Raw genomic sequence first — 11,495 nt, forward strand, 5'->3', positions numbered from 1 at the left:
TAAGGCGGAGCTTGGATGAATATTCCGGATTGGCCTCCGTCTTATTTCCGAATACTGGAAGCCATGAAATCCCTCGTTCCCAAAGCTGCGGCCTGCCTTGTCCTGACGCTGGCCGCCTCTTCCTGCGTCACCACTTACGACGCCTACGGCCGCCCGGTCCAGACCGTGGACCCCGGAGCCGCCGCAGTCGGCATCGCCGCCGCGGGGATCGCCGGCTACGCCATCGGCCAGCACAACGACCACCACCACGGCTACTACGGCCCTTATTATGGTCCCTACTACGGACCCTACCGCTGCTATTGAGCCAGCCGCCCGGTAAATTCACCGGGAGGTCGAAAGGGAATGACAGCCCGCTGGGGTGCGGGCTAGTATCGTGGCGCGATGGCCTGGAAGTGGTTAGCAGATCATTGGAAGGACGGGATCGAGATCCTGATCCTCGCGATCGCCATCTACCAGATCTACCGCGCCTTCCGGGCCACCCGCGGTGCCCGGATCCTGGTGGGTCTGGTGGTGATCCTGGTCGCCATCACCCTGCTGCTCAGCTACTTCGACTTCCAGATCATCACCTGGCTGGTCCAGCGCACTGCGATCCTGCTGGTCCTCTCGCTGCCGATCATCTTCCAGCCTGAGCTGCGGAACGCCTTGGCCAAACTCGGCAGCAGCCGCCTCTTTTCCTTCTCGAACAAGAGCCAGCTCGACTTCCTCGAGGTCTTCGAGGACTCGGTCGTCACGCTCTCGAAAAAGCGCATCGGCGCGCTCTTCGCCATCGAGCGCGACATCACGCTCCGGCCGTACGAGGAAACCGGTGTCACCCTGAATGCCGACTACTCGCCAGAGCTGGCGATGACCGTCTTCTTCCCGAAGACCCCACTCCATGACGGCGGGATGGTCATCGCGAACAAGAAGATGTCCACCGCCGCCTGTGTGTTCCCGGTCAGCCAGAAGGAACTCAGCGACCGCTCGATCGGCCTCCGTCACCGCGCCGCCATCGGCGTGACCGAGGAAACCGACTGCGTGGCCGTGATCGTGAGCGAGGAAACCGGCGCGATTTCCATTTGCCTGGAAGGGGTGCTGGAGCGGAATCTCGGCGAGGAGAAGTTCCGCGCACGGATGGCCCAGATCTTCCTCGCCAACGACGACAAGGATGAAAAAGGCGCTCCGAAAGAACATGATACCAAAGATCGTGTCGCTGCTTCTCGCGATCGCGATCTGGTTTCTGATTAGGGATTACCTGAAGCGCGAAGGGCAGTACTACGATCCCGACGACCGCCCGCCGAAGGCGCGCCTGGTGCCGGAGGACGAGCAATAAGCAAGCGCCGCGGATCGCTCTGGTCTTGACCCCCTCCCGGCGGCCCGCCACGGCTGCGGCGTGAGTTACTTCGTCACCGGAACGGACACAGGCGTCGGCAAGACCCGCTTCTCCTGCCTGCTTGTGGAAGCCCTCCGCGCCGAGGGCGTGGATGCCGCGGGCTTCAAGCCGGTCTGTTGCGGCGACCGCGACGACGCCCTGCTTCTCGCCGCCGCCTCCGGCGGCCTGAGCCCGGACGAAGTGAACCCGGTCTGGCTCAAGGCCTCGGTCGCTCCCCTGGTGGCCGGTATGCTCGAAAATCGTCCGGTGGACACCGCGGATCTGATTGGCAAGTTCCACGCATTCGCCGCCGCCCACCACACCGTCATCGTCGAAGGCGCCGGCGGATGGCGCGTGCCCTTGGCCGATGGCTACGACATGGCGGACCTCGCCGCGGACCTCCGCCTGCCGGTTATCATCGTCGTCGGCAATCGTCTGGGCGCGCTGAACCACACCATTCTCACCGTCGAATCGATTCGCGCGAAGGGCCTCCCGATCGCCGGCCTGGTGATGAACCACCTTGTCGACGAGCTGGATACCGCTTCGATCACCAACAAAGGCATCATCGAGCAGCTCACCGGCCTGCCGATCCTCGCGGAGATCATCCACGGCCAGGACTTCCTGGATGTGGAGCCGTTCCTCGGGCGCTGAGAAACGCGCCATAGGTCCCATAAGACCTATAGGGCCTATCTCTCAAGGCCTTCGCTTTCCAAGAAGGCCTCGCCGCTCCGCAAAATGGCGTAAGATGGGGGCGAATGACACCCTTCGTCGCCACACTTGGCGCGTTCGCGAAACCCCCATGCATGCCGCTGCGTCTCTGCCTTCTCCTTGCCCTCGCCATGGTGTCACCCGCCATGGCCCAACAGGCGGGTCCTGACGGCGACAAGGAGTTCCCCTCGCCTCCCGCAGCGCCGCTTCCCACCGTAATGCCACGAGCGGAGATCGAGGCCGGCCTTGCCAGCCATGACCGTGCGCTCTTCATCAAGACCGGCTGGATCCGCGATCCCTACATCACCGTCGGCCCGGACAAGCTCTACTACCTCACCGGCACCACCCCGGATCCCAGTGATCCGCGCGAGCAGAGCGATCCCTACAACGTTGGCCTCGGCAGCAACTCGATCGTCGGCGGCACGGTGCAAGTGTGGCGCAGCAAGGACCTCATCGATTGGCAGTCGCTCGGCACGCCCTTCACGGTGAAACAGGACAGCATTCGCAAGGAGCCCGGCAAACTGGTCTGGGCCCCGGAAATTCACTGGCTGGGCGACCGCTGGGCACTCGTCCACTGCCCCGCCGCGAAGTCGAATCTCGCCTTCACCAGCGGCACGGAACTCAAGGGCCCATGGACCCATCCGATGAAGGGCCCCAAACTCGGCAACAAGCATGACCCCTCCCTTTTCCAGGATGGCGAGACCTGGTACATGCTCTGGGAGAACACCATGATCGCCCCGCTGGCGAAGGACTTCAGCAGCTTCACCGCCGAGCCTGTTAGAATCGACCCTTCCGGCAGCCGCCTCGGACCGCAGGGCACGCCGATCAGCCGCATCGGCCACGAAGGTGCGACCATGCTCAAGGTCGGAGACAAGTATGTCCACGTCGGCACCGCGTGGTCCACCGACAAGGGCCGCAAGGGCTCCTACAACCTCTACTACTGCAGCTCCGACAAGATCACCGGACCCTATGGCCCGCGCAAGTTCGCCGGTCGTTTCCTCGGCCACGGCACACCCTTCCAGGCCCTCGATGGCAAATGGTGGTGCACCGCCTTCTTCAATGGCAACCAGCTCCCGCTGTCGCGCGATGGCATTGAGAAGCGCGATCTCTCTGCCGATGCTCAGACCATCAACCAACGCGGCCTGACCATCGTGCCGATGGAAGTCACCACCAAGGACGGCGACGTCTTCATTCGCGCCCTCGATCCCGCCTACGCCACCCCGGGCCCCGACGAAGCCCAGAAATTTTGAACGATCATGAAAGCCGCACTGCTGCTCACCCTGCTCGCCGCACCGCTGATGGCAGCGGACAAGCCGAACATCGTCCTGATCATGGTCGATGACATGGGCTACTCCGACATCAGCCCCTACGGTGGCGAGATCGATACGCCGAACATCGCCGCTCTCGCGAAGAACGGACTGCGCTTCACGCAGTTTTACAACAACGCCCGCTGCTGCCCGACCCGTGCCAGCCTGCTGACCGGCCTCGCGCCCCATGAAGTCGGCATCGGCCACATGACTGAGGAGGAAGGCGCGGGCAACAAGGATGTGCCACCGGCCTACGTGGGGAACATCAACGACTCCTGCGTGACCCTCGCGCAAGTCGCGAAGAGCGCCGGCTACTCCACCTTCATGGCCGGCAAGTGGCACCTCGCCGGCAAGGACCAGGGCGACTGGCCCTTGCAACGTGGCTTCGACCGCTACTACGGCTGCATCGCCGGAGCCACCCACTTCTTTTTCCCGGAAGGCCCGCGGATCATGTACGATGGTAACACGCCGGACCCGCACCCGAAGAGCACCACCGACCGCCCCTTCTACACCACCGACTCCTTCGCGGATCACGCGCGGCAGTTCATCGACGAGCATTCCGCCGGTGCCGACAAGGACAAGCCCTTCCTGCTCTACCTCGCCTTCACCGCGCCGCATTGGCCGCACCAAGCCCCGGACCAGGAACTCGCGAAGTACAAGGGCAAATACACCATGGGCTGGGACAATCTGCGCGAGCAGCGCTTCGCCCGCCAGCGCGGGTCGGGCCTGATTCCCGCCGCATGGCAGATGTCACCGCGCGATCCGGAAGTGCCCGCATGGGACACGATCGAAAAGGAGCAACAGGAAGTAAGTGCCGGGCGCATGAGCGCCTACGCCGCAATGATCGATCGCGTCGACCAGAAGGTTGGCGATCTCGTCGCGACGCTGAAGAAGAACGGCAAGTTCGACAACACCCTCATCCTTTTCCTCTCCGACAACGGTGCTTGTGCCGAGGGCCCGCTGATGGGCGAGGGCGACCCCGAGAAGGACCGCGGCCCCGGCACCAAGTGGGACAGCCCGCGCTACGGCAAGGTCTGGGCCAATGCCTCCGCCACGCCCTACCGTCTCTACAAGCACTTCGCCCATGAAGGCGGCTCTAACACGCCCTTCATCGCCCACTGGCCCGCGCGTATCAAAGCGGGCCGCGACTGGTATCGCGAGCCCGCACAGATCATCGACATCATGGCCACGGTGATCGACCTCAGCGGTGCGACTTATCCGAAGGAGTTCAAGGGCCACCCGGTGCTGCCGATAGGAGGCGTGCCGCTGACCCCGGCCTTCGATGGCAAGCCGCTCGGCCGCAAGCAGCCGCTCTTCATCGAACACGAGAACAATGCCTTCATCCGCGACGGCGAGTGGAAATTGGTCGGCCGCGGTGTTTCGATGCCGCGCGGCCTGCAGAAGGACAAGTGGCAGCTCTATCACATGAGCGAGGACGGCACCGAGCTGAAGGACCTTGCCAAGGACATGCCGGACAAGGTCAAGGCGATGTCCGACCAGTGGGAAGCCTGGGCCGAGCACGCGCATGTCTATCCCAAGCCCCGCCCCAACAATCCGCCGCCCGCCGGCAAGCAAGGCGGCCAGGGCAAGCAGCAGCAGAATCAAGAGAAGGAAGCCGCCGAAAAATCCGAATAGCACCGGATCCGACGGTCATAGATTTCAACCACGGATTCACACGGATGGACACGGATTGAAGGCAAGGGGAGACTGCCGGAACTGAATCTCAATCCGTGCGAATCCGTATAAATCAGTGGTTCCTTTCAAATTTCATCAGCATGAAACTCGCTACCCTTACCTCCGCTCTGCTCGCCTTCGGGTTCACGGCAAGTCTCCGCGCCCAAGACGCGCCGGAGAAGCCGAACGTCCTGATCATCATGGCGGACGATTGCACCTTCAGCGATCTGCCGATCAATGGCGGTGAAAACGCCATCACGCCGAACATCGATGCCTTCGCCAAGCAGAGCACGGTCTTTGATCGCGCCTACCTCGGCATGGCGATGTGCTCGCCTTGCCGCTCCGAGCTCTTCACCGGCCGCCTGCCACTCCGCAATGGCTGCGCTTGGAACCACGGCACCTGCCGTCCCGGCACCAAAGCGCTGCCCCAGCTTCTGGGGCCATTGGGCTATCGCGTCGGACTGACCGGCAAGCGCCACATCCAGCCGGATGCGGTGTTCAACTTCGAGCGGGTCCCGGGCTTCGATGACAACTGCGTGCGCAACCCCACCAATCCGCACGACCTCGGAGGCCTGAAGGAGTTCATCTCCCGCGATTCCAAGCAGCCCTTCTGCATGGTCGTCGCCTTGGTGGAGCCGCACGCCCCTTGGGTGATGGGCGACGTCTCGGCCTACCCGCCGCGCAAGCTCAAGCTGCCGCCTTACCTCGCGGACACGCCGCGCACACGCCAGGACTACGCCGCTTACCTCGCGGAGATCACCTACATGGATTCGCAGGTCGGCCAGATCCTCGCCGCACTGGATGAAGCCAAGCTTGCCGACAAGACCCTCGTGCTCTTCAGCAGTGAACAAGGCGCACAGTTCCCCGGCAACAAGTGGACCAACTACGACAGTGGCCTGCACACCTCGCTGGTCGCGCGCTGGCCCGGCGTGATCAAGGCCGGCCGCCGTACTCCGGCGATGGTCCAGTATGCGGACGTCGCACCAACCCTCATCGATATCGCCAGCGGCAAGGCCGATCCCGAAGCCTTCGACGGCACCAGCTTCCTGCCGGTCCTGAAGGGCAGCAGCGACAAGCACCGCGAGTATGCCTACGGCATGCACAACAACTACCCGGAGGGCCCGCCCTACCCGATCCGCTCGATCACCAATGGTGAGTGGCGCTACATCCGCAACCTCACGCCCGACCACCTCTACATCGAGAAGCACGTGATGGGACGCGATGAGCACAACCCGTACTGGATGACCTGGATGTTCCAATCCACCGAAAACCCGAACACCCTGCGTTTGGTCGAGCGCTACATCCACCGTCCCGCCGAGGAACTCTATCACACCTCTGCGGATCGCTTCGAGATGAGCAACCTCGCCACCCATCCCGCCGCCGCGGAAATCAAGGCCAAGCTCGCCGCCGAACTCGACCGCTGCCTCGCCGAGCAAAAGGACCCCGGCGTGCCTCTCGACACCCCCGAGGCCCATCAAGCCGCCGAACGCGGTCAACCCAAGTTCCCGAGCAAGCCATGAAGTTCCTCATCCCGCTCTGCCTCGCGCTCTTCGCCTGCCTCGCACGGGCGGAGGACAAGCCGAACTTCGTGCTGATCATTGCCGATGACTGCACCTGGAACGACATGGAGATCCATGGCGGCCAGGCGAAGACCCCGCACCTCAAGGCCCTCGCGGCGGAGGGCATGAAGTTCGAGCGCTGCTTCCAAAGTTCGCCGACCTGCTCGCCCACGCGGCACAACCTCTACACCGGCATCTATCCGGTGAAGTCGGGCGCCTATCCGAACCACACGATGGTCTATGACCACGTGAAGAGCATCGCCCACTACCTGCAGGCTGGCGGCTATCGCACCCACCTCTCGGGCAAGACCCACATCGAGCCCAAGGCCTCCTTCCCCTTCGAATACTCGGCGGGCGGCAAGAACCCGGACATGGGGGCGATCAGCACCTTCCTTGGCGAATGCAGCGAGCAGAAGAAGCCCTTCCTGCTGATCGCGGCTTCACACGAGCCGCACTCTCCGCACAACCTCGGCGACCCCAGCGTCTATCCGCCGGGCAAGATCAAGCTATCGCCAATCCAAGTCGATACGCCGATCACCCGCCGCGTGCTCTCGAACTACTTCGCGGAGATCACCTACTTCGACTCGCAGGTTGGCGATGTCCTCGCTGCGCTCGACGCCAAGGGCCTGCGCGACAATACGATGGTCATCGTACTCAGCGAGCAGGGCTACGACCTGCCCTTCGCCAAGTGGACCTGCTACGATACCGGCCTGCACAGCGCCTGCGTGATCCGTTGGCCGGGCAAGGTGAAGCCCGACAGCACGACCAAGGCGATCGTCGAATACACCGACATTGTCCCGACCTTCCTCGAAGCCGCGGAGCTCCCCCGCCCCGAGGTTCTCGACGGCAAGTCCTTCCTGCCCGTCCTGCTCGGCAAGACCGAGACCCACCGCAGCTACACCTATTCGCAGGAGACCTCGAAGGGCATCATCGCCGGCCCGGATCACTACGGCATCCGCAGCGTCCGCGGCGAACGCTACCGCTACATCCGCAACCTCACCCCGGAAGCGACCTTCCAGAACACCACCACCAAGGGCCAGCCCTTCCAAAGCTGGATCAAGTTCGCGAACAACGGCGACGAACACGCCGCCAAACTAGTCCACGACTACCAGCACCGGCCAGCCGAGGAACTCTACGACTGCGACAGCGATCCCTGGAACCGCAAGAACCTCATCGACGATCCTGCCCTCGCCCCGGTCCTCGCCGACCTCAAGGAAAAGCTCGCCGCTTGGATGAAGTCCCAAGGCGACGAAGGCCAGGCCACCGAGGAAAAGGCCCTCACCCGCATGCCGAAGAAGCTCGGCAAGGCCGGTGCCAATGAGGATGCAGACGAATAGGGAGTAGCGGAATGGCTGCGCCATTCCGGCGGGGAGGATGAGCCCGTAAATCGCCATTCCCTTCCAAAGGGAGTCTTTTCCCGCCGGAACGGCGCAGCCGTCCTGCTACGGGCGCGTTGCTTCCTCCGCGATTTTTTCGGCTGCTATCCGCCCCGTCCTGTGTTTTCTTCCCGCCCCCATGGCAGCCCTGACCCTTCCAGACGCGACCGGACATTTCGGCAAATTCGGCGGGATGTTCGTGCCGGAGACCCTGATGGCACCGCTTCAGGAGCTATCCGCGGCCTACGACGCCGCCCGCAAGGACCCGGAATTCCAGCGCGAGCTCGATGACCTCCTGCACAACTACGTCGGCCGGCCGACTCCGCTCTATTTCGCCGAGCGCTGGACCGAGAAGCTGGGCGGCGCGAAAATTTACCTGAAGCGCGAGGACCTGCTCCACACCGGCGCGCACAAGATCAACAACGCCATCGGCCAGATCCTGCTGGCCAAACGCCTGGGCAAGAAGCGGATCATCGCCGAGACCGGTGCCGGCCAGCACGGCGTGGCCACGGCCACCGTCTGCGCCCGCTTCGGCATGGACTGCGTGGTTTACATGGGCGCGGTGGACATGGAGCGCCAGGCGCTGAACGTCGCCCGCATGCGCCTGATGGGCGCTGAGGTTCGTCCGGTCACCGCCGGCCAAGCCACCCTCAAGGAGGCCGTGAACGAGGCGATGCGCGACTGGGTCGCCACCGTCGACCACACCCATTACATCCTCGGCTCCGCCCTCGGCTCGCACCCCTTCCCGATGATGGTCCGCGATTTCCACCGCGTGATCGGCCTCGAAGCCCGCGAGCAGATCCTCGCCAAGGAAGGCCGCCTACCAGACCTGCTCGTCGCCTGCGTCGGCGGCGGCTCGAATGCCATCGGCCTCTTCCATCCCTTCTTGCAGGACGAGAACGTCCGCATGGTCGGCGTGGAAGCCGGTGGCCTCGGCATCCTGCCGGAGAAGCACGCCGCCCGCTTCCAAGGCGGCAAGCTGGGCGTTCTCCAAGGCACCAAGACCTGGCTGCTGGCCAATGAGGACGGCCAGATTGAGCTTACCCACTCCGTCTCCGCCGGCCTCGACTACGCCGCGGTAGGCCCGGAACACGCTTATCTTCAGGACATCGGCCGGGTGGAATACACCTACGCCACCGACGACGAGGCGCTCGCCGCCTTCAAGGAACTGGCCCACACCGAGGGCATCCTGCCCGCGCTGGAGAGCTCCCACGCCATGGCCTACGTCTCCAAGATCGCCGGCAGCCTGCCGAAGGCCTCGATCCTGATCGCGAACCTCTCCGGCCGCGGCGACAAGGACGTGGAGCAAGCGGCGAAGTATCTGCTTGGCGGAGTCTGATGCTGATTGAGCACGCAGGACGGACCTACAGCACCGTGCGCGGTAGCGATTTGGCCCGCGACGGCATGTTTCTGGAACTCAGTGTCGCTGGATCAAGCGAGGTGCTGATGGAGATCTTCTATTCGAGCGTGGACGGAAGCTTCAGCCTTTCCAGCTTCGGCGCCCAAGTCCCTCTGGAAGTCGCCGAGGCACTGATCGCGGGTGCCCGTGAACTTCTTGTCCAGAGGCCGGAGCAGATCAGCTAAGCCTATTTCTTCCACCAGTCCTCTTCCCTCTCCCACGGTTCACGGGACTCCGCGCTGCCGGAGGGCGGGGCCGGATGTCGTTCGGCTTCCTCGTCGCGGCGGAGTTCTTCCAGCAGTTTCTCCACCTCGGTCTCCGCGCGGCGGCCGCTGCGGCGGATGATCGTGAGCAGTAGCGCGACCACGCCGAGGCTGAGGACGAGGATCACCACCATCGACATGGCCATGCCGTCGGCGGGACTGACCACTCCGTGGACCATATCCGTGATTCAGGTCACTCCATCGATGATCCGCCGCATGGGGATCATGTTGGAGTATTCAAAGCCGTTCTTTTTGAAGAAGTGCTGCGATTCCGCGCTGATCTTGTCGGTCAGCAGGGTGATGCGCTTGAAGTCCTTCTGCTTGGCGAACTCGATCACGCGGTCGAGCAGCATGGTGCCGTAGCCCTGGCCACGGTGGGAGGGGTGGACGATCACGTCCTCCATCAGGATCACGAAGCCACCCATGGCGGTGGAGATGGTGAAAAGCATGTTCACCATGCCGATGATCCGGGTCTCGTTCCGCACCACGAAGATCCGGCCGCGGCTGGGCTGCTCCAGGATCAGGGCGAGGCCGCGCTCCTGCAGGTCATGGTCCGGCGTGAAATCGTCGGACAGCGCCAGAAGCTCCATGACCAGATCGGTCAGGCCCGGCAGATCCTCGATCGTCGCCGCCTCGACCTTGGGGCGGTTGGCAACGGCGACGCCGCTCTCGGGAAGACCTTCGCTCACGTCGGGACGCTGCCACGCCGGGTAGGCAGCAGCACGAAATTTTCCGGCCATCCCCAAAAAAAATAAAAATTCCGCCCAACGGGGAATTTGGCGGATTGACAAGGGTAGGCTGACCCCTAGAGTGCGCGCCCCGCCGGGCCGGAACAAGGGTTCCATCGCGCCGCGGGCAGAAAGAAACGCTTTTCCCCGAGACTTACAGCCATGAAACGCACATTCCAGCCTTCCAAGCGCACTCGCAAGCGCCAGCACGGATTCCGCGCCCGCATGGCCACCAAGTCCGGTCGTGATATCATCAAGCGCCGCCGCCAGAAGGGCCGCAAGCGCCTGATCCCGAAGGGTGCCGAGCTGCAATACGCCCGCCACACGACCCAGCACGGGGTGTAATTTCAGCCTGCGCGCCGCGCCCGGCCCATGCGCCTCCCGCGGAAGCAGAGCATGTCGAAACGCGCGGATTTCCTCCGCGTGCGCACAGACGGTCAGGCGAAAGCCGGCCGTCTTGTTGTTGTCAGCAGCTTGGCCGATCCGGCCCTGCCGCACTTGCTGGTCGGTTTCATCACCACCCGCAAGATCGGCAAGGCCCACGACCGGAACCTGTTGCGCCGGCGCTTGCGATCGATCGTCCAGCGCCACGGCCACCTCTTGGCAGACCCGAAGCGCTTGCTCGTCGCCATCCCCCGCGCCGGTTCCGCCGCCGCGAGCTTCGCCGAGCTGGAGGCCGACTGGCTGAAGCAGGTGAAGCGGCTCGGACTCTTGTCCCGGCCCGCCCCTACCGCCGAGTAAGCGGATCCCCTGACGAGTGGGAAAACCGTGGAAAATTCTCCCTGCACCCGGCCCCAAGCGTGCTATTTCCCCTGACCGCATCCGCCCCCTCTCCAGGCGATATCACTTTGAAACGGGTCATCAGAATCCTCATCCGCTTCTATCAGAAGTTCCTCAACCCGGTGCTGAAGCTACTGGGCGGGCCGAACTCCGGCTGCCGCTATCAGCCGACTTGTTCGAACTACTTCCTGCAAGCGGTGGAGACCCACGGCTCCATGCGGGGCTCCTGGCTGGGGGTTCGCCGGATTTTCCGCTGTCATCCCTGGGGGGGCTATGGTTATGACCCCGTCCCACCGAAACCGGGTGCAACACCCGACCATCCCACAGGGCCTGAAGCCTGAGGCGGGTCTCTT

13 protein-coding genes and 2 pseudogenes are annotated in these 11,495 nt (G+C 63.7%); 13 read left to right on the forward strand and 2 right to left on the reverse strand.

The genetic code is table 11. The features are described 5' to 3' along the window. The first annotated feature begins 63 nt into the window (after nt 1–63). The 10 genes from BV071_RS12260 to BV071_RS12300 all read left to right on the forward strand — a co-directional run bounded on the left by BV071_RS12260 (nt 64) and on the right by BV071_RS12300 (nt 9,556). Complete coding sequence (locus BV071_RS12260) at nt 64–303, forward strand: hypothetical protein (RefSeq protein WP_035607164.1); 240 nt, start codon at nt 64–66, stop codon at nt 301–303. A gap of 78 nt (nt 304–381) precedes the next feature. Next, nucleotides 382–1,224, forward strand: coding sequence for a diadenylate cyclase CdaA (gene cdaA / locus BV071_RS12265; RefSeq protein ID WP_035607167.1), 843 nt, complete (start codon nt 382–384; stop codon nt 1,222–1,224). Further along, complete coding sequence (locus BV071_RS35350; protein ID WP_265594362.1) at nt 1,184–1,309, forward strand: hypothetical protein; 126 nt, start codon at nt 1,184–1,186, stop codon at nt 1,307–1,309. Before cdaA ends, BV071_RS35350 begins: the two co-directional genes overlap by 41 nt. Before the next feature lie 60 nt (nt 1,310–1,369). Further along, nucleotides 1,370–1,999: a dethiobiotin synthase gene (bioD, locus tag BV071_RS12270; RefSeq protein ID WP_035607170.1), complete on the forward strand. Its 630-nt coding sequence runs from the start codon at nt 1,370–1,372 to the stop codon at nt 1,997–1,999. A 152-nt stretch (nt 2,000–2,151) separates the two neighbouring features. After that, a complete protein-coding gene (locus BV071_RS12275) occupies nt 2,152–3,306 on the forward strand; it encodes a family 43 glycosylhydrolase (protein WP_265594363.1) in 1,155 nt (384 codons plus the stop codon). 6 nt (nt 3,307–3,312) lie between these two features. Further along, the gene (locus BV071_RS12280; protein WP_075090898.1) at nt 3,313–4,998 is read left to right on the forward strand and encodes an arylsulfatase; all 1,686 of its coding nucleotides are present in this window, start codon (nt 3,313–3,315) and stop codon (nt 4,996–4,998) included. 140 nt (nt 4,999–5,138) lie between these two features. After that, entirely contained in the window at nt 5,139–6,557 is a 1,419-nt protein-coding gene (locus BV071_RS12285; protein WP_035607173.1) for a sulfatase, read from the forward strand. Further along, complete coding sequence (locus tag BV071_RS12290; protein WP_052573248.1) at nt 6,554–7,933, forward strand: sulfatase; 1,380 nt, start codon at nt 6,554–6,556, stop codon at nt 7,931–7,933. The genes BV071_RS12285 and BV071_RS12290 overlap by 4 nt, the downstream gene beginning before the upstream one ends. A gap of 178 nt (nt 7,934–8,111) precedes the next feature. Next, the gene (trpB, locus tag BV071_RS12295) at nt 8,112–9,311 is read left to right on the forward strand and encodes a tryptophan synthase subunit beta (protein WP_035607176.1); all 1,200 of its coding nucleotides are present in this window, start codon (nt 8,112–8,114) and stop codon (nt 9,309–9,311) included. Then, entirely contained in the window at nt 9,311–9,556 is a 246-nt protein-coding gene (locus tag BV071_RS12300; RefSeq protein WP_052573249.1) for a hypothetical protein, read from the forward strand. The genes trpB and BV071_RS12300 overlap by 1 nt, the downstream gene beginning before the upstream one ends. 2 nt (nt 9,557–9,558) lie before the next feature. Here BV071_RS12300 and BV071_RS12305 read toward each other — a convergent pair whose 3' ends face one another. Together BV071_RS12305 and BV071_RS12310 are read right to left on the reverse strand one after the other, a co-directional pair. Continuing rightward, nucleotides 9,559–9,813: a hypothetical protein gene (locus BV071_RS12305; protein WP_035607179.1), complete on the reverse strand. Its 255-nt coding sequence runs from the start codon at nt 9,811–9,813 to the stop codon at nt 9,559–9,561. Nucleotides 9,814–9,822: 9 nt separating this feature from the next. After that, the gene (locus tag BV071_RS12310) at nt 9,823–10,374 is read right to left on the reverse strand and encodes a GNAT family N-acetyltransferase (protein WP_081885953.1); all 552 of its coding nucleotides are present in this window, start codon (nt 10,372–10,374) and stop codon (nt 9,823–9,825) included. A 150-nt stretch (nt 10,375–10,524) separates the two neighbouring features. Between BV071_RS12310 and rpmH the strand changes: the two are divergent. From rpmH to yidD, 3 genes and pseudogenes are all read left to right on the forward strand, one after another. Further along, a pseudogene (gene rpmH, locus BV071_RS36070) lies at nt 10,525–10,656 on the forward strand (50S ribosomal protein L34); the annotation flags it as partial. Between the two features lie 78 nt (nt 10,657–10,734). Next, nucleotides 10,735–11,103 carry a ribonuclease P protein component gene (gene rnpA, locus BV071_RS32875; RefSeq protein ID WP_052573251.1) on the forward strand — a complete coding sequence of 123 codons (369 nt, stop codon included), beginning with the start codon at nt 10,735–10,737 and terminating at the stop codon, nt 11,101–11,103. Between the two features lie 107 nt (nt 11,104–11,210). Then, nucleotides 11,211–11,441: pseudogene (gene yidD, locus BV071_RS12325) on the forward strand (membrane protein insertion efficiency factor YidD); the annotation flags it as partial. Nucleotides 11,442–11,495 lie beyond the last annotated feature (54 nt).

This window comes from Haloferula sp. BvORR071, from assembly GCF_000739615.1.
GTDB lineage: Bacteria > Verrucomicrobiota > Verrucomicrobiia > Verrucomicrobiales > Akkermansiaceae > Haloferula.